General features: G+C 59.2%; 17 protein-coding genes and 1 pseudogene. 11 read left to right on the plus strand and 7 right to left on the minus strand.

Annotated elements, in window-relative coordinates; translation table 11 throughout:
- Positions 1–1,110, plus strand: a complete 1,110-nt coding sequence (locus ACMXYH_RS05695; protein WP_415766557.1) for a dihydrolipoamide acetyltransferase family protein — start codon at positions 1–3, stop codon at positions 1,108–1,110.
- Positions 1,111–1,272: 162 nt separating this feature from the next.
- Here the strand turns inward: ACMXYH_RS05695 and ACMXYH_RS05700 are convergent.
- Positions 1,273–1,527 (minus strand): annotated as a pseudogene (locus ACMXYH_RS05700) (YebG family protein); the annotation flags it as partial.
- Positions 1,528–1,835: 308 nt separating this feature from the next.
- Here ACMXYH_RS05700 and ACMXYH_RS05705 point away from each other — a divergent pair.
- Positions 1,836–2,336 carry a phosphate-starvation-inducible protein PsiE gene (locus tag ACMXYH_RS05705; protein ID WP_008150634.1) on the plus strand — a complete coding sequence of 167 codons (501 nt, stop codon included), beginning with the start codon at positions 1,836–1,838 and terminating at the stop codon, positions 2,334–2,336.
- Here the strand turns inward: ACMXYH_RS05705 and ACMXYH_RS05710 are convergent.
- A complete protein-coding gene (locus ACMXYH_RS05710; RefSeq protein ID WP_415766558.1) occupies positions 2,333–2,650 on the minus strand; it encodes a DUF3509 domain-containing protein in 318 nt (105 codons plus the stop codon). The two genes, ACMXYH_RS05705 and ACMXYH_RS05710, sit on opposite strands and share 4 nt — an antisense overlap.
- Before the next feature lie 23 nt (positions 2,651–2,673).
- Between ACMXYH_RS05710 and ACMXYH_RS05715 the strand changes: the two genes are divergently transcribed.
- Positions 2,674–2,895, plus strand: coding sequence for a hypothetical protein (locus tag ACMXYH_RS05715; protein WP_415766559.1), 222 nt, complete (start codon positions 2,674–2,676; stop codon positions 2,893–2,895).
- Positions 2,896–3,124: 229 nt separating this feature from the next.
- Here the strand turns inward: ACMXYH_RS05715 and ACMXYH_RS05720 are convergent, their stop codons facing one another.
- Positions 3,125–4,426 carry a serine/threonine transporter gene (locus tag ACMXYH_RS05720; RefSeq protein WP_415766560.1) on the minus strand — a complete coding sequence of 434 codons (1,302 nt, stop codon included), beginning with the start codon at positions 4,424–4,426 and terminating at the stop codon, positions 3,125–3,127.
- A gap of 229 nt (positions 4,427–4,655) precedes the next feature.
- Positions 4,656–6,032, minus strand: a complete 1,377-nt coding sequence (locus tag ACMXYH_RS05725) for an L-serine ammonia-lyase (RefSeq protein ID WP_415766561.1) — start codon at positions 6,030–6,032, stop codon at positions 4,656–4,658.
- A 135-nt stretch (positions 6,033–6,167) separates the two neighbouring features.
- Here ACMXYH_RS05725 and ACMXYH_RS05730 point away from each other — a divergent pair, with 135 nt between their 5' ends.
- Both ACMXYH_RS05730 and ACMXYH_RS05735 read left to right on the plus strand, forming a co-directional pair.
- Complete coding sequence (locus tag ACMXYH_RS05730) at positions 6,168–7,115, plus strand: LysR substrate-binding domain-containing protein (protein ID WP_129438347.1); 948 nt, start codon at positions 6,168–6,170, stop codon at positions 7,113–7,115.
- Between the two features lie 213 nt (positions 7,116–7,328).
- A complete protein-coding gene (locus ACMXYH_RS05735; protein WP_008150614.1) occupies positions 7,329–7,736 on the plus strand; it encodes an HPF/RaiA family ribosome-associated protein in 408 nt (135 codons plus the stop codon).
- 111 nt (positions 7,737–7,847) lie between these two features.
- Here ACMXYH_RS05735 and fecA read toward each other — a convergent pair whose 3' ends face one another.
- Entirely contained in the window at positions 7,848–10,181 is a 2,334-nt protein-coding gene (fecA, locus tag ACMXYH_RS05740) for a TonB-dependent Fe(3+) dicitrate receptor FecA (RefSeq protein ID WP_415766562.1), read from the minus strand.
- Between the two features lie 381 nt (positions 10,182–10,562).
- On the opposite strand from fecA, the gene ACMXYH_RS05745 reads away from it, so the two are divergent.
- Positions 10,563–11,558, plus strand: a complete 996-nt coding sequence (locus ACMXYH_RS05745; RefSeq protein WP_415765780.1) for an IS110 family transposase — start codon at positions 10,563–10,565, stop codon at positions 11,556–11,558.
- 76 nt (positions 11,559–11,634) lie between these two features.
- Here ACMXYH_RS05745 and ACMXYH_RS05750 read toward each other — a convergent pair whose 3' ends face one another.
- Entirely contained in the window at positions 11,635–12,573 is a 939-nt protein-coding gene (locus ACMXYH_RS05750; RefSeq protein WP_415767657.1) for a FecR domain-containing protein, read from the minus strand.
- A gap of 8 nt (positions 12,574–12,581) precedes the next feature.
- Complete coding sequence (locus ACMXYH_RS05755) at positions 12,582–13,070, minus strand: sigma-70 family RNA polymerase sigma factor (RefSeq protein ID WP_415766563.1); 489 nt, start codon at positions 13,068–13,070, stop codon at positions 12,582–12,584.
- 198 nt (positions 13,071–13,268) lie between these two features.
- On the opposite strand from ACMXYH_RS05755, the gene ACMXYH_RS05760 reads away from it, so the two are divergent.
- The 5 genes from ACMXYH_RS05760 to ACMXYH_RS05780 are packed head-to-tail and all read left to right on the plus strand — an operon-like array spanning position 13,269 to position 17,032.
- Positions 13,269–13,574, plus strand: coding sequence for a DUF3649 domain-containing protein (locus ACMXYH_RS05760; protein WP_415766564.1), 306 nt, complete (start codon positions 13,269–13,271; stop codon positions 13,572–13,574).
- On the plus strand, positions 13,571–15,151 hold the full coding sequence (locus tag ACMXYH_RS05765) for a PepSY-associated TM helix domain-containing protein (protein WP_415766565.1): 1,581 nt from the start codon (positions 13,571–13,573) through the stop codon (positions 15,149–15,151). Before ACMXYH_RS05760 ends, ACMXYH_RS05765 begins: the two co-directional genes overlap by 4 nt.
- On the plus strand, positions 15,152–15,478 hold the full coding sequence (locus ACMXYH_RS05770; protein ID WP_129438341.1) for a DUF3325 domain-containing protein: 327 nt from the start codon (positions 15,152–15,154) through the stop codon (positions 15,476–15,478).
- Between the two features lie 4 nt (positions 15,479–15,482).
- Positions 15,483–16,046, plus strand: coding sequence for an RNA polymerase sigma factor (locus ACMXYH_RS05775; RefSeq protein ID WP_415766566.1), 564 nt, complete (start codon positions 15,483–15,485; stop codon positions 16,044–16,046).
- Positions 16,043–17,032 (plus strand): FecR family protein, encoded by a 990-nt coding sequence (locus ACMXYH_RS05780; protein WP_415766567.1) that lies wholly within the window; start codon positions 16,043–16,045, stop codon positions 17,030–17,032. The genes ACMXYH_RS05775 and ACMXYH_RS05780 overlap by 4 nt, the downstream gene beginning before the upstream one ends.
- Positions 17,033–17,101 lie beyond the last annotated feature (69 nt).

A 17,101-nucleotide genomic window follows, 5' to 3' on the forward strand; every position in this document is an offset into this window, starting at 1 on the left:
ATGAAATATTTCAAACTGCCGGATCTGGGCGAGGGTTTGCAGGAGGCGGAAATCGTCCGTTGGCACGTCGCAGTCGGCGATACCGTCAAGGCCGATCAACTGCTGGTGTCGGTGGAAACCGCCAAAGCCTTGGTGGAAATTCCCGCGCCGTACGACGGCGTGGTGGCAAAACTCTACGGCGGCGAGGGCGACATTATTCACGTCGGTGAACCCTTGCTCGGTTACGAAGGCGAAGCCGATGCGGGCACCGTAGTGGGGCGACTCGAAGGTGGCGGCAGCAGTCAGGAGGACTCGTTTTTCATCGGGGCGGCCCCTTCGACCCGAGAGCACCTGGCGACTCGCGCCACGCCGGCCGTGCGGCAACTGGCTCGGCAACTCGGCGTGGAGTTGAGCGGGTTGACCGGCTCCGGCCACGGGGGGCTGATCACCCGCACGGATGTGGAAAACGCGGCTCAAACTGAACTGGATCGCTTCGGCGGCGAACGGTTGCGCGGTGTGCGGCGCAGCATGGCGCTGAACATGGCCCGGTCCCACGCCGAAGTCGTGCCGGTGACGATTTTCGGTGACGCCGACCTGCATCGCTGGGGTCAGGCCCGCGAACCGCTGATTCGCCTGGCCAAGGCGATGGCGGCCGCGTGCGCCGTGGAACCGGTGCTCAACAGCGCCTTCGACGGCAAAAGCCTGTCGCTCAAACAACACGAACGGCTCGATCTGGGCATCGCCGTGGACACCCCGGACGGCTTGTTCGTGCCAGTGCTGCGCGATGTCGGTCACCGCACCCCGGCTGAGTTGAAGGAAGGCGTCATGCGATTAAGGGCCGACGTGCAGGCGCGATCGATTCCGCCCAAGGAAATGATGGGGGCGACCCTGACGTTGTCGAATTTCGGTACCTTGTTCGGCCGCTACGCCAACCCGGTGGTGGTACCGCCGCAAGTGGCAATCCTCGCCGCTGGTGCGATCCGCGACGAACCGGTGGCGGTTGACGGCGCGGTGGTGGTGCATCCGGTCCTGCCGCTGTCCCTGACGTTCGATCATCGCGTGGTGACGGGCGGCGAGGCGGCGCGTTTCTTCAAGGCGCTGGTCGAGGCGCTGGAGCAACCCGACGCTTAGGTTTTTCGCAGGCATGAAAAAGGCCCTGAGTCATTTGACTCAGGGCCTATTCAATTCGGGCGTTGCTTACTTGGCGGCCTTGGGGGCTTTAGCCGGCTTGGTCGGCTCAGCGACTTCAACAGGTGCAGGCGCCTCAACGGGGGCAGCCTTTTCAACGACTTCAGCAGGCGCATTGAGCAATTCGGACAACGCGTCCGGCTGGCTCTTGAACGCCTTGGCGAACACATCGCGGTTCTTCGCCATGTAGATCCCGGCTTCTTCCACTTGCTGTTCGGTCAGGGACGGAACGGCTTTGTGCAACACTTCAGCCAGCAACTCGGCCAGTTCGAGCATTTTGTCATGACGGTCAGCTTCGGCTTTATCCATGAACAAGCGCTCCAGATCTCGGCTGCTGCGGTATACCACTTCGACGGCCATTCACCACCTCACATGCCTTCACATTAAGTTGTCTTATTCGACCACTGTATTTATATACAGCGAAAAGGATAAGCGAATCCCTGCGCTTTGGGTAGTGGCTTTTTAATGTAGACCGAAATCAGGTGGTCTGCGCAAGACCTGTGGGAGCCGAGCTTGCTCGCGATGAGGCCCTCGAACTCTCCACAAAAGTGTCCAATGGCAGCCTATCACCATCTCACCCAACAGCCTCTGGCCTTTTTTCTGCATGCAGAACAACCGTCACGTCAAACCCGCATCATCCGCTCGAACCGAGCTAAGGAAGAATCATCGTGAAAATCAACTGGGCCGAGAACCTGCGGCAGAACGTGCATCAACTGGCCGAGTCGCTGGGCAACCTGTTCGTCGAGACCTTCCACTACCTGGCGCTATTCGCCATCGGTGCTGTGACCGCGTGGGCGGCGGTGATGGAATTCTTGCAGATGATCGAGGCGGGGCACATCAAGATCGATGACATCTTGCTGCTGTTCATCTACCTGGAACTGGGGGCGATGGTCGGGATTTATTTCAAGACCAACCACATGCCGGTGCGCTTCCTGATCTACGTGGCGATCACTGCGCTGACGCGGCTGCTGATCTCCAACGTCTCGCACCACAACCCGCCGGATATCGGCATCATCTACCTGTGCGGCGGGATTCTGCTGCTGGCGTTCTCGATTCTGGTGGTGCGTTACGCCTCGTCGCAATTCCCTTCGGTGAAGATCGAACACCCGCAGCGCAAGATCGGTGCGGGTTCCGGTGAGCATCCCGAAGTCGAGAAGGGCGAGCTTTAAAGCCTCATGGCTGGCCGGCTGTGGCCCTTGACGCGTGGCGGCGGCAGGTTGTGATTGTCGCCGTCGGTCATGGCTTCGAGGATGGCCACGGCGCTGTGGCCCTGTTCGATGGCAATGCCGAATTGAATGCTTTGCACCAGGCGTTTGAGGCGCTGGGGGTCATTGCGTTGTTCGGCGCTGATCATCCGTTTGGCGACCACGTGACCGCTGTTGGACAGGGTCAGCATGATGCTGCCATCCAGAGCCTGAATGCTCAGGTTGATCTGATAATCCGGTGCAAAAGCATCGGTAATGAGCTGAAAAGGGTTGTCCATGGTGCGTTACCGCCTGATTGAACGTGCAGTTGTTGACCAGCCATGATCGGGTTGGTTCGCGATACCGGACCATCGGCCATTCCATAGCCATATCGCCATCATCTGTTTTGGTAGGAGCTGCCGAAGGCTGCGATTTTTTGATTTTTGACGTAAATGAAGGCGCTAAAGATCAAAAGATCGCAGCCTTCGGCAGTTCCTACATAGAACTTAGCAAGGGGCATGCCGGAAAAATTGTCGAACAATGATCACGGCAAAAAAAAGAGGCGGGCGTCGTGGCGATTGCTGAGCATTCACGCTGCAACGCAATCCATGTAATTGGATGGACTCGCCCAAGCCGAGGCGTCTGCGAAGCAGTCGTAAAACCTGAGTTTGCGGTTTTTCTGAAACACCGCATCGCCTGATTTCACGACTGCTGCGCAGCCGAACGCAGGCTTCGCCAGCTGCTACAGCCCGCCTTCTTTTTGCCTGCCCGTTTCAGGGCATGAATGAGTAGATGATCGCAGACAGTGCAATCAAACCGATCAACACCACGAACACGTTCGAGGCCTGACCCGAATACTGGCGCAAGGCCGGCACGCGGCGGATGGCGTACATCGGCATCAGGAACAACAGGCACGCGATGATCGGCCCACCGAGGGTTTCGATCATGCCGAGGATGCTCGGGTTGAACGTCGCCACGGCCCAGCAGCTGAGGATCATGAACAGCGCGGTCACGCGGTTCAGCCAACTGGCAGACATCACCCGGCCACGGCCGCGCAGGCTTTTCACGATCAGGCCCTGAAAGCCTTCGCTGGCGCCGATGTAATGGCCGAGGAAGGACTTGGTGATCGCCACCAGTGCAATCAACGGTGCGGCGTAAGCGATGACCGGCGTCTGGAAGTGGTTGGCCAGGTACGACAGGATCGAGATGTTCTGCGCCTTCGCCGCCGCCAAATCAGCCGGGGACAGGGCCAGCACGCAGCTGAAGCAGAAGAACATCACCGTCACCACCATCATCGCGTGGGCGATGGCGAGGATGCCGCTGCTTTTGCGTTCGGCCTGTTCGCCGTAACGTTGTTTCTGATCGACGGAGAAGGCGGAGATGATCGGCGAATGGTTGAACGAAAACACCATCACCGGGATCGCCAGCCACAACGTCTTGAAGAACAGCGGCATCGGCATGCCTTCACTGGCGGTGGCGAAGAACGCTCCGTTCCAGTTCGGGATCAGGCTCAAACCGAGCAGCAGCAATGCCGTGACAAACGGGTACACCAGCACGCTCATGCATTTGACGATGACACCCTGACCGCAACGAACGATGGCCATCAGACCGAGGATCAGTACCAGCGACAGAATCGCCCGCGGTGGCGGGGCGATGTGCAACTGATGCTCCATGAAGCTGCTCAAGGTATTGGTCAGCGCCACGCTGTACACCAGCAGAATCGGGAAGATCGCAAAGAAATACAGCAGCGTGATCAGCTTACCGGCACCGATGCCGAAATGCTCTTCCACGACTTCGGTGATGTCCCCGGAACGCCCGGACAGCACGAAGCGGGTCAGGCCGCGGTGGGCGAAAAAGGTCATCGGAAACGCCAGCACTGCCAGGATCAGAAGCGGCCAGAAACCGCCCACGCCGGCGTTGATCGGCAGGAACAGCGTGCCGGCACCGATGGCGGTGCCGTAAAGACCGAGCATCCAGGTGGTGTCGTGTTTACTCCAGCCTTTGGTGGCTGTTGCTGTGTCGCGTTTGAGTTCTACAGCTGGGTTATCGGCAGCAGGTGTACGTACATCGGTCATCGTTTGGCCTCGTTATTGTTCTTGCTAGGGCTCACGTGTTCCGGACGGTCAGGCAGGCAGTTTGAAAACTACTGCGCGCTGGGCGACTTCGTCGCTACGCAGGCAATACTGCGTTAAAAACAGGCGCGGACTGCTCATTTACAACCCGTAAACTCCGCGTCCTTGCCTGTTTTTGCCTTGTCTTGCCTTCGCTCGCTACGTTTTCAAACTACCTGCTTCGGAATGCTCCTCAGCACTCCACCCAGCTAACAGCCAGGCCGCCCCGTGAAGTCTCTTTGTATTTGTCATGCATGTCGGCGCCGGTGTCGCGCATGGTGCGGATGACCCGGTCGAGGGAAATGAAGTGTTTGCCGTCGCCGCGAAGGGCCATTTGCGTGGCGTTGATTGCCTTCACGGCAGCAATCGCATTGCGCTCGATACACGGCACTTGCACCAGGCCGCCGACCGGGTCGCAGGTCAGGCCGAGGTTGTGTTCCAGGCCGATTTCGGCGGCGTTTTCCAGTTGCTCGGGCGTGGCGCCGAGGACATCGGCCAGACCGGCGGCTGCCATGGCGCAGGCCGAGCCGACTTCGCCCTGGCAACCGACTTCAGCACCGGAGATAGAGGCGTTTTTCTTGCAGAGAATGCCTACGGCCGCAGCGCCCAAAAAGAACGCGACGACGTCATCGTCCGACGCGTCCGGGTTGAATTTCATGTAGTAATGCAGCACCGCCGGAATGATCCCCGCCGCGCCGTTGGTCGGCGCCGTGACCATGCGCCCGCCCGCTGCGTTTTCTTCGTTCACGGCGAGGGCGAACAGGTTCACCCACTCCATGGCCGACAGCGTGGAGGTGATGACATTCGGCTTGCCGATTTCCAGCAGGCTGCGGTGCAATTTCGCTGCGCGACGGGGAACATTCAGACCGCCGGGCAGGATGCCTTCATGGCGCAACCCTTGCTCGACGCACTCGCGCATCACCGACCAGATGTGCAGCAGGCCCTTGCGGATTTCGGCTTCGCTGCGCCAGGCCAATTCATTGGCCATCATCAATTCTGAAACGCGCAGACCGTGCAGGTTGCAGAGCTTGAGTAGTTCGGCGGCGCTGGAAAAATCGTACGGCAGCACCACATCGCTGGTTGGCGCGATGCCGGACTCGGCTTCGGCCGCTTCGATGATGAATCCGCCACCGATCGAGTAGTACGTTTGCTCCCACAACTCACCGGTTTCGCCAAAGGCTGTCAGGGACATGGCGTTGGGGTGGTAGGGCAGGCTCTCCTCGAGCAGCAGGAGATCGCGTTGCCAGTTGAAGGCGATGGTGGTTTTGCCTGCCAGAGACAGTTCGCCAGTTTCGCGCAGAGACTGGATTCGACTGTCGATGGACGTGGGATCAATGCTGTCCGGCCGTTCGCCCATCAGGCCCATGATGCAGGCGCGGTCGGTGGCGTGACCGACGCCGGTCGCCGACAGCGAGCCATAAAGTCGGATTTCTACTCGCCGTACGTCGGCCAGCAATTGTTGGTCAATCAGGGCTTGGGCGAAGGTCGCGGCGGCGCGCATCGGGCCGACGGTATGGGAACTGGACGGACCGATGCCGACTTTGAAGAGATCGAAAACACTGATAGCCATGCTAAAGCCTATACAAGCAATGGAAGAGAAATCGCTGCCATTTTTGTAGGACAAGCGCAATGTCGGCGATACTGCCTACCTCGGTCCTACGTGACCAACGAAACTTCCTAAGACAGCCTTTAGCAGGACTAAACAATGAGTCGCCAATTGCACGCCCAGACTTACGTCTGGCTGCACGTGTTTTCCTGTGCCGCGCGGCACTTGTCGTTCACTCGATGCGCCGAAGAACTGCACATCACGCCGGGTGCGGTCAGTCAGCAAATCCGACAGCTGGAAGAGCGGCTGGGGTTTCGACTTTTCCACCGTCGCGCTAGAGGGGTGGAACTGAGCGCCGAAGGCCAGCGACTGGCCATCACGGTCAATGAGGCTTACGGCAGCATCGATGCGGAATTGCGACGACTGGACGCCGGAATGATCAGCGGAATTTTGCGAGTGCGCTCGATCCCATCGTTCCTGAGCAAGTGGTTGACCCCAAGGTTGCCGCGTTTGCAGCAGCGATTCCCGGACATTCAATTACGGCTGGTGGCCGAGGACAGCAGCGTGCCATTGCACGAAGGCGACTTCGATTTGGCCATCGACCTGAATGACGGCAGCTATCCCGGTTTGTTATCCACAACCTTGCTCGACGAGCAGATTTTTCCCGTCTGTGCTCCAAGCCTGCTGCGCGGCCGGCCGCCGCTGCATGGCCCGGCGGACCTGATGCACTTTCCGCTGCTGCACGACATCACCGCCTGGCGCGGCAGTTACGAGTATGCAGAGTGGGAGTTCTACCTCAACGCTATCGGCTTCGAAGGTGCGGACGTGCGGCGCGGGCACACCTTCAATCGCAATCACCTGACCATCGAAGCGGCGATTGCCGGTATGGGCGTGGCGATTGCGCGACGAACGTTGCTCAATGACGAGCTGGATCGGGGGACGTTGATCGTGCCGTTTGGCCTGGCGGTGCCCAATCACAAGCGTTATGTGCTGCTCTATGCGCCGGGGGCGCTGAGCCATCCGGGCGTGCGTGCGGTGCATGATTGGCTGGTGGAAGAGGCGGGGATATTTCGAAGCCTGCACCCGCTGGCGGAGCGGCAGATGTGAGCAATTGTGACAAAAGAGTCAGGCGACCCAACTCCCGACCTTAACAGCGCTTTTGCTCCTTGTCTGGCTTTTTTTGCGTATGAAAATTTATCTTTTTTTAGGGGTTGAATTGTTCTGCGAGCAGACCGATTGTGTAAGTAAGAGGTCACGGTGATGACGCCCAAGGGCCAGCCGATGTGCCTCTCGCGAGCTAGCTGAAATAAGGGATGAACTATGCAAATCCAAGTCAACAGCGATAACCATATTCAAAGCAGCATCCGACTGGAGGAGTGGGTACGTACTACCATTGAGAGCACGCTCGAACGTTATGAAGAGGACCTGACACGCGTCGAGGTTCATCTGCGGGACGAGAACGGCGACAAGCCCGGTCCCCATGACATGCGCTGTCAGCTGGAAGCGCGGCCAAAAGGCCACCAACCGATTTCTGTCACCCATAAAGCCGCAAACCTGGAACTGGCGATCGACGGTGCGGCCGAAAAACTTGAACATGCGCTGGAACACCTGTTCGGCAAACTGCGGGGCAAACCACGTGCCGCTGTGGTGCCGTTCGAGAGAGTCGCAGCCGATGCGCTGCTGGAAGACGAATTTCTCGAGAACGAACAGGCTGCGCAAAACGGTTGAAGCCTGATTAGTTTTTTACCTTTCCACTGACAAACGGGTCTGCTTATGCAGGCCCGTTCTCGTTTCAGCGCTCAGGAATCCCCTCGCCACAAAAGAGTCCATTGGCAGCGATCAGAACGCTACCGACGTCTGCACATAAACCGTCCGCGGTTCTCCCACATACTTACCCTTGTTGTTGTCATCAAATGACCGGGTAAAGTACTGATGGTTGAAGATGTTCTTCACCCCCACCGCCACATTCAAGTCCGATAACTTCGGCCCGAAGTCATACGCCGCGCGGCTGCTGAACAGCATGTACCCAGGAATCTTGCCGGTGCTGCCATCAGCACTTTCAGCCGAGGTATTGGCGTTGTCGGCAAACTGATCGCTCTGATAGCTGCTGTCCAGGTTCAGCTTCCATGCGCCTTCGGTATAACCCACGCCAATCGTGCCTTTTTGTTTCGAGGAGAAGGGCACACGATTGCCCTTGTTCGGCCCGTCTTCACGGATGGTCGCGTCCACATAGGCGTAAGTGGCGTAGACATCGAAACCAGCCAGCGAAGGGCTCAAATCATCGAGGGCATAGTTGACGCTGGTTTCGATACCTTGATGGCGAGTCTCGCCACGGGCGATCACCGAATCGTTGGTCTGGTTGCTTTCGTACTGGTTGTCGAAGTTGATCAGGAACGCGCCGATCTCTGCCCGCAGTGCACCGTTGTCATAACGGGTGCCCAGTTCCCAGGTACGCGCCTTCTCCGGTTTCACTTCACCACTGGTCACCCGATTAGGCATCTGGCTGTATTGCACGCTGCCGAACGAGCCTTCGGTATTGGCGTAGAGGTTCCAGGTGTCGGTCACGTGATAGAGCACGTTCAACGCCGGCAGCGCCGTGTTGTAGTCGCCCTTGTACTTCACGTTTGTCAGGTTGTTGGTTTGTTGCGATTCGATCATCTCGTAGCGGATGCCCGGGGTGAAGGTCCACTTGCCGATGTCGATCCGGTCGTCGACGAAGAATGCATTGGCCTCGGTGCCGCCACGGGTGTCGCGGTCGTTCCGGCTGTCGGTGGTCGGGTACTCGTTGCTGGCGATCGGCGTGCGATAGCGCAATTCGTGGCCGGCTTCGTTGATGTAGCGATAGCCGACGCCGACTTCATGGCTGGTCGGGCCGACATCGAAGCCTTGGGCAAAACGGGTTTCCAGACCGCGCACCCAATACTCGCGAGGCGACAGCGAGAGGAACGTGCCCTGATCCAGATAGCCGCTGCGCAATGTCTTGGTGAAGAAGGTGTTGGCGGTGAATTCCCGGCGATATTCCTGATAGCGATAGCCGACGTTGAACATCGTCCGACGGCCCCAGAACTGATCTTTCGGACGCGTCGACTGGTAAGGATCAGCGTCGTAGTCGGCGACGTTCAGGCCGCCGGGCATGTCGGCCTTGCCTTCGTAATACTGGGCCATCGCGTTGAAGCTGTTGGCGTCGTCGAGCTGGTATTTACCCTTGAGGATCAGGTCGTCGATTTCGGTATCGCTGTGTTCTCGCCAGTCGCCACCGCGCGTGCCGGAATACAACAGCGCACCGCCCAGACCGTTCTCGGCAGCGCCGCCGGCCAGCAGGTTGCCAGTGGTCTTGAACCCGTCGTGGCTGGAGGAAGGGCTGGTTTCGGTCTGAAAACCACCCTTGACCGTCGGCTCATCGGGAATCGCCCGGGTCACGAAGTTGACCACGCCGCCGACGTTCTGCGGCCCGTAACGTACGGCACCGCCGCCACGGACCACGTCCACCGCGTCCATGTTGCCCATGCTGATCGGTGCAAACGACAACTGCGGCTGACCATAAGGTGCGAACGGCACCGGAATGCCATCCATCAAAACCGTCGAGCGTGAGGCCAGCCGCGGATTGAGCCCACGAATGCCGAAGTTCAGCGCCATGTCATGGCTGCCGGTGCCGTTGTTGTCCGGCGCATTCACGCCGGGGATGCGGTTGAGCACGTCCTTGGCTTGGGTCGCGCCCTGGCGTTCGAACTCTTCGCGGCGGATCACGTCACGCGCGCCGGGATGCTCGAAGACGTTGATTGGCGCCGCATCGCCGAGCCAGTCGCCGACGACTTTGGAGGTGTCCAGTTCCAACGCGGTATCGCCCTCCGGTTGCAGGCTGAAGGCATTGTCACCTTCGGCGCGGGCTTGCAGGCCGGTGCCTTCGAGCAACGCGTTCAAACCTTGCTCAGGGGTGTAGTTGCCTTCCAGACCGCGACTCTGTACGCCGCTGGTAACTTGCGAGCCAAAGGAAATCAGCACACCGGCTTCACGGCCGAACTGGTTGAGGGCGTTTTCCAGCGAGGACGGTGCGATGTGATACGGCTTGGCGTCAGCGGTGTGTGCCAACGCTACAGCGCCGAAACTCAGGCTGGCGCCCAGCAAGAGTTGGCGCAAGGTGCGGGCCAGCGGGGTGAGGCGGGTGGGTTGCATGGACGACGATCCTGAGAAGGTGGAATCAAGGTGGCTTTCCTTCTCTGTCACGCCAGATCTGAAAAACGGCTCATTTATTTTTAAGATCAAAAGATCGCAGCCTTCGGCAGCTCCTTGTATGTTGACCTTGATTCCAACGAGAGAGGTTACGCTCAAGGATTCATACAACAGCAAGTGCGTTTCTGGGGGAGGCCGATCGCTCCTGAAGGCAGGATTTGCTCCTGACCTTGTCTGTAGAGAGGCCCCCCCGCCTCATTGCCCACCACGAAGAGTATCGAGAAGCCGACAAGTCGGACTTCGCATTACAAGGTTGCAGTGGCATGAAGTTCGAGGTCGGGGGAACCAGGAGCAATCTTACCGAAAGTCAGGGAAGTGAAAAGCATGAATACTCATGTCGGCATAGACATTGGTGCGCGCACGTCTGTCATGGGATGGCGGCAGAGCGGTAGAACATCAGGCCAGTGGGATATTCAGCACACGCCCAAAGGACGTAAGGCTGCCGTGACAAAAATGTTGGGTCTCAAACCGCTGAGCGTGGTCATGGAGGCCACCGGCATTTACTACCTGGATCTTGCATTGGAGTTGCACGCCGCCGGCCTGCCGGTCTCGGTGATCAACCCCAAAAGCTTCCACAATTTTGCAAAATTGATGCTGCAAAACAGCAAAACTGACCAGATAGACGCTCAATTGCTGGCTGAATATGGCGAGCGCATGACTCCCAGGCTTTGGGTTGCGCCTACTGCCGATCAAATGACGCTGCGTGCGATTGGCCGCCATATCAATCGGCTGATTGGTCATCGAACACGAGCCAAAAACGAATTACACGCGCTACAAGCGACAGAAACGAGTGTGGAGCTGCTGATCGAGGATGAGAAAGAGGCGATTGCAGGGCTGGACACACGGATTGATCGCTTGAAGAAAGCCGCACGTGATGCCATCGCCAAATGCCCGGATCTGAGTTTGCAGTTTCGCTGCATGATGGCGGCCCCCGGCGTTGGAGAAGCCTCAGCCATCGCCGCACTGGCTGAGCTGACGACCCTTCCGGTAACGCTTAAATCGGCGCAGGTAAGCCGCTATGCAGGCCTGGATGTCAGGTTGACCCAGTCAGGCACCAGCGTGAACCGACCAGGGCGAATGTCCAAATGCGGTAATGCTTACTTGCGCGCAGCGATGTTCATGCCGGCGATGACGGCAATTCGTTGTGATGAGAATGTGAAGGCCTTCTACGAGGCTCTGGTAGCGCGCGGCAAGAAGAAAATGCAGGCCATCGGTGCGGTCATGCGCAAATACCTAACCGGGTTATGGGCATGCATGCGCTCCGGAGAAGAATTTAATACGGCCAAGCTTTTTAGCGAAAAACATCTCGCGAAAGCTTGACCGTGAACAGAGTATCTACAGGTGAACGCCGATCCATGTAGGAGTTGCCGAAGGCTGCGATCTTTTGATCCGGCTTTTAAACCTTTGCCTCAACCGTCACCCAATACCGGGTAAAGCGCTTCACTTTCACCGGCAAGCTGATTTCCAGCAGGTCAAGAATCCGTTCGCTGTCATCCAGTGGATACGTCCCGGAGATCAGCAAATCCGCGACCTTCGCATCGCAATTGAGTTGCCCGCGGCGATAGCGACCGAGTTCGTCGAGGAAATCGCCGAGGCGCATGTGCGCGGCCACCAGCATGCCGTCGACCCAGGCGCCGCTGTTGACGTCCAAGGGCAGAGCATTTCCCATGCCTTTTGCGCCAAAGCTCAACTGTCGAGCGCTTTGTAGTATCAGCGGTGAATGACCGTCGGGCGTCAGTTCAACGCTGCCTTCGAACACCGCAACCTGGGTGTGATCGGCAAACTGCCGCACGTTCATATGCGCGCCTTGAGTCTTCAACAGGCCTTGGGCGGTACGAACCTCAAACGCTTGGGCAGCAGTGAGCAGCATCTCGCCTTCGAGCAACTGGATCAGGCGTTGTTGACCTTCAACGCGCACATCCACGGAGCTGGCGGTATTGAGCTGTAACTGATTGCCATCACCGAGCGGCACCTTGCGTCGCTGGCCGATCGGGCTGCGGTAATCGGCCAGTAACGGGATCAGTGGGTTGTGCTCGCGCATCCCCCACGTGACTGCGCAACCGGCACCGAGAATCAGCAGCAGCTTCAGCGCCTGACGACGGCTGGCGGATTTCGGCGCGTTGAGGGCGGCGTGAGCCAGTGGCGAGGTCAAACCACGCAAGCGTTGATTGACCCGCTGAATATGTTCCCAGGCCCGTTGATGTTCACTGTGCGCATCGTGCCATCGCTGCCAGGCGAGTTGCTGGCGCGGGGTCAACGGCCCTTGCTGCATTTCCATCAACCAATGCACCGCCTGTTCGGCGACTTGGGATGAAAAGTCCGGTGGAGAGTTTATTGAGTTGTTCATAGGGCGAAGTAGCAGCGCATGGCCGCTTTGTTCAGATGACGTTTGACCGTGGCGATGGAAATCCCCAACTCGGCGGCAATCTGTGGATAAGTCAGGCCATCGACCTGCGCCAGCAGAAACGCGCGCTTGACCAGGCGCGGCAGGCCATCGAGCAACCGGTCCAACTCCATCAGGGTTTGCAGGATGATTGCCCGTTCTTCCTCTGACGGCGCCACGACTTCCGGCATCTGCGCCAACGCGTCGAGGTAGGCGCGCTCCAGATCCTGACGGCGGTAATGATTGAACAGCACGCGCTTGGCGATCGTCGTGAGGAAGGCGCGCGGCTCGATGATCTGCTGCGTTTCCCGTGCAGTCAGCACTTTAATGAAGGTGTCTTGGGCCAGGTCCGCCGCACTGTCCGGGCAGCCAAGCTTGCGCCGCAACCAACCGGTGAGCCAGTTGTGATGGGCGTGATAGAGGACTTCGACGGTATTGGCTGGCTGCAACGGGACCACTCCGAGCGCATTCGGATACGTTAGAGAACAAGAATTGTTCGCATTGTAGTGGTGGGTGCCCGTATCCGGCAATCGACTGTATCGACGATCTCATCGGACTCTTTTGCATATGAGAATATTTATCATTAATATTACGGCCTTGTTGGCTCCGTGACCTTCACGAGGCTTCACCCGTTTCAAGGTCGAAACATGAAAGGCAAAATCACCGCGCTCCCCGTTTCCTACCGACTGGCCGTCACTTCCCGAGTGCTGGCCGCCGTGTTGGGGGGATACCTCGTTGCGGCATTGGCCAGTGTCAGCCTGACGATGTGGCTGCCCATGGCTCGCGGCGAAGCGGTGGTCACCGGGATGATGACCTCGTTTCTGGTGTATCTGGTCGCCGTACTCTGGTGCTTTGCCTGTCGCAGTGCGTGGCAAGCCTGGTTGGGATTGATCGTGCCGAGCGTGGTTTTGGCGGCGGTGTCGGGGCTGGCGTACTGGATGGGCCTCTCATGAAAGAGGGCTTTCGACAGGCCATGGCCTGGCTGCACACCTGGGCTGGGTTGATCTTCGGCTGGCTGCTGTTCGCGATTTTCCTGACCGGCACGCTCGCGTATTTCAAGGATGAGATCAGCCACTGGATGCAGCCGGAAACTCCCGCCCGTGCAGTGTCCTCCGAAGCCAGTTTGACCCTGGCCCAGCACTACCTTGAGCAGCACGCCGCGGGTGCCTCGCGATGGCTTATCGATTTGCCGGATGCTCGCGAACCCGGGCTGTCGGTGAGGTGGCAGCAAGCACCGGCCAGGCCCGGCACGCGCGGTCAATTCACCGAAAAACGCCTCGATCCGCAAACAGGCGCAGAAGTGCAGGGCCGGGACACACGCGGTGGCGAGTTCTTTTACCGCTTCCACTTTCAGTTGAAAATGCCCTATCCGTGGGGTCGCTGGCTGTCGACCCTCGCAGCGATGGTGATGTTCGTCGCGCTGATCAGCGGGATCATCACCCACAAGAAAATCTTCAAGGACTTCTTCACCTTCCGCCCGCGCAAGGGCCAGCGCTCTTGGCTCGACGGGCACAACGTGGTGGGCGTTTTGGTGTTGCCGTTTCATTTGATGATCACTTACAGCAGCCTGGTGATTTTCATGTCGATGGTGATGCCGGCGAGCATCGTCGCCTCTTATGGCAGTGACTTCGATACGTTTTACGATGAGGTGTTTCCTGCTTCTAGTATCCCCGAACTTGCCGGTACACCGGGTCAGTTGGCACCGTTGGCACCGCTGCTGGAACGGGCCAGCGAGCAATGGTCGGGCGGGCGGGCCGGACGGCTGACGGTGAACAATCCGGGCGATGCGAATGCCTCGGTCGTTCTTGCGCGTGACGGTGCCGATCGAGTGGTCCACGACTTCGGCAGCGCGTTGACATTCAACGGCGTGACCGGGCAGCTACTCAGCACGACGCCGAAGCAAGCACTACCCATGGCGATTGCCGGCAGTTTCTATGGCTTGCACATGGGCCATTTCGCCGGTCCGGTGTTGCGCTGGCTGTACTTCATGTGTGGTTTGGCGGGCACTGTGATGATCGGTACCGGGCTGGTGATCTGGCTCGGCAAACGTCAGCTCAAACATGCAAAGAGCGGTGTGATGCCGTTTGAGTTGCGACTGGTGGAAGTCCTGAACATCGCCAGCATGTCGGGGTTGATGGTCGCGGTGGCGGCGTTCTTCTGGGCCAATCGATTGTTGCCGGTCGCAATGGCGGAGCGGGCGGATTGGGAAGTGAACGGTTTCTTCATCGTCTGGGGCTTGAGTGTGTTGCACGCCATGGTCCGCCGTGGTCGTGCAGCGTGGGTCGAACAGTTGGCGCTGGCGGCGTTGCTGTTCTGTGCGCTGCCGCTGCTGAACGCGCTGACTACGCCTTATCACTTGGGCGTCACCCTGATTCAGGGCGATTGGGCCATGGCCGGTTTCGATCTGACGTGCCTGGGCAGTGGTCTGTTTTTCGCGTGGGCTGCGTGGAAAATGCAGCGCGCGGGGCAGCCTGGAATCGTCACCCGACCGCGGGCGAAATCGATAATGCTTGAGCAAGAGGCGCACTAAATGTTCCTGGCCTGGTTGCTGTGCTACGGCGGTTTCACCGCGCTCTGTTTATCGATGGATCGGCATCACGCCGAACTGTTGGGGCGCAAGCCCTCGGCCCGTCGCCGCCAAGGGATGAAGCTCAGTGGCTGGCTGTTGCTAGCGTTATCGCTGTGGGCCGCAGTGTCGTCGACGGGCTGGGGACTTGGATTGGTGGAGTGGTTTGCGGTGTTGATGCTCAGCGCTTTGCTGCTGGTGTTGTTGATGCCGTATCGCCCGCGCCTGGCCTTGGTGTTGGCCGGTTTGAGTCTGCTCGCCAGCCCCGTCGCCGTGTTTGCAAAGGGCTGACCTGATGATCACCCGTCCACCGGAATCCCATGACGATGAACATCACGGTGCGCGTGCGCATTTCCTGCAGGTGTTCCTTTCCCAGCGTTTGAAAATGGAAGCGCTGGTGAGCCGCCGAGTCGGGTGTCGGGCGACGGCCGCGGACCTGGTGCAGGACTTGTTCCTGCGTTTCTGGCGTCGGCCGTTGGTGCAGGTCGAAGAGCTCAGCACTTACCTGTTGCGCTGCGCCGGCAACATCGCCATCGACCATTTGCGCAGCGAAGGCACGCGGGTGCGGGTCAACGAGGGTTGGATGCCGGACCAACCGGACAGCCACGGCAGCGAACCGCAAGCGGCATTGGAGGCGGGCAACGACTTGCGTCACGTCGAAGCGGCGTTGCGCGCGCTGCCTGAGCGCACGCGGCAGATTTTTTTGCTCAACCGTATTCACGGGCGCAAATACGCCGAGATCGCGAAGGCCATGGGTTTGTCCCAAAGCGCCGTGGAAAAACATATGATGCGCGCCCTCGAGGCTTGCAAGGCCAGCCTGCGGGAACCCGAACTGCGCACGCCAGGGAAAGCACTGTGAACAACACCGAACGCGTCACCCCGACGCCTGCTCAGGAACAGGCGGCCTTCGCCTGGCTGAGTCTGTTGCATGATCAGCCCAGCAGCGGCGATCAGGCCACCTTCAGCCATTGGCTACAGGCCGACCCTGCCCATGCCGAGGCTTACGCCCAGGCGCAAGTGGTGTGGGAGTTGACCGAAACACCGGCCCGAACGTTGGCCGATGAAGACGCGTTTGCCTTGCAGGGTTACCTCAACGCCATGAATTGCTCGCGCCGTACCAGCGTTCGGCGTTGGTCCGGGGCGTTGGCGATGGCGGCGTGCCTGGTGCTGATGATCGGCTTCGGTGCTGGCTGGCAACCGTCGCGCTGGGTCGATGATCTGGGCGCGGACTATGTGTCGGCGCCGGGGGAAACTCGCACCGTCACGCTGGCGGATCAGTCGCAAGTCACGCTTGATGCTGACAGCGCGATTGCGGTGGATTTCAGTCGTGGTGAGCGGCACGTTCAGCTGCGGCGCGGCGCCGGATTTTTCAGCGTGACCCACACCGGCGAGCCGTTTGTGGTGGACGCTGAAAAGGGTCAGGCGCGGGTGCTGGGGACTCAATTCGAAGTACGCCTGCAACCCCATGGCGCGCAGGTCACGGTGTTGTCCGGGCGGGTTGGTGTGACGGCGGACAAGCACGCCGCGCAACAAATCCTCACCGCTGGCCAGCAAGTGGCCTATGGCGAGGGTTCGGCGGAAACACTCCACGCGGTAGACAGCGAAGCGCAATTGGCGTGGCGTCAGGGATGGCTCAATTACTACAAGGCGACGCTCGCTGATGTGGTGGAGGACCTGGGGCGTTATTACCCGGGACGGATTGTGCTGCTCAACGATGAACTCGCGGCGCGGCGGATCAGCGGCAGCTTTCCGAGCAAGGATCCGCAGGCGGTGCTGAGTTCGTTGCAAGGGGTGTTGGGGTTTGAGCAACACAAGGTTCTGGGGCATCTGATTATTTTGCGGTAAGGCTACCGGCCCTTTCGCGAGCAAGCCCGCTCCCACATTCGACCGAGTTCCTTCAGAGGGAATGCAATT

It is taken from the genome of Pseudomonas frigoris, from assembly GCF_047758635.1.
Classification (GTDB): Bacteria; Pseudomonadota; Gammaproteobacteria; order Pseudomonadales; family Pseudomonadaceae; genus Aquipseudomonas; species Aquipseudomonas frigoris.

Bases quoted from the DNA above. Each gene is read 5' to 3' on its own strand.
- ACMXYH_RS05695 (WP_415766557.1), top strand. From the start codon at position 1: ATGAAATATTTCAAACTGCCGGATCTGGGCGAGGGTTTGCAGGAGGCG.
- ACMXYH_RS05710 (WP_415766558.1), bottom strand. From the start codon at position 2,650: ATGGACAACCCTTTTCAGCTCATTACCGATGCTTTTGCACCGGATTAT.
- ACMXYH_RS05720 (WP_415766560.1), bottom strand. From the start codon at position 4,426: ATGACCGATGTACGTACACCTGCTGCCGATAACCCAGCTGTAGAACTC.
- ACMXYH_RS05725 (WP_415766561.1), bottom strand. From the start codon at position 6,032: ATGGCTATCAGTGTTTTCGATCTCTTCAAAGTCGGCATCGGTCCGTCC.
- ACMXYH_RS05730 (WP_129438347.1), top strand. From the start codon at position 6,168: ATGAGTCGCCAATTGCACGCCCAGACTTACGTCTGGCTGCACGTGTTT.
- ACMXYH_RS05735 (WP_008150614.1), top strand. From the start codon at position 7,329: ATGCAAATCCAAGTCAACAGCGATAACCATATTCAAAGCAGCATCCGA.
- fecA (WP_415766562.1), bottom strand. From the start codon at position 10,181: ATGCAACCCACCCGCCTCACCCCGCTGGCCCGCACCTTGCGCCAACTC.
- ACMXYH_RS05745 (WP_415765780.1), top strand. From the start codon at position 10,563: ATGAATACTCATGTCGGCATAGACATTGGTGCGCGCACGTCTGTCATG.
- ACMXYH_RS05760 (WP_415766564.1), top strand. From the start codon at position 13,269: ATGAAAGGCAAAATCACCGCGCTCCCCGTTTCCTACCGACTGGCCGTC.
- ACMXYH_RS05765 (WP_415766565.1), top strand. From the start codon at position 13,571: ATGAAAGAGGGCTTTCGACAGGCCATGGCCTGGCTGCACACCTGGGCT.
- ACMXYH_RS05770 (WP_129438341.1), top strand. From the start codon at position 15,152: ATGTTCCTGGCCTGGTTGCTGTGCTACGGCGGTTTCACCGCGCTCTGT.
- ACMXYH_RS05775 (WP_415766566.1), top strand. From the start codon at position 15,483: ATGATCACCCGTCCACCGGAATCCCATGACGATGAACATCACGGTGCG.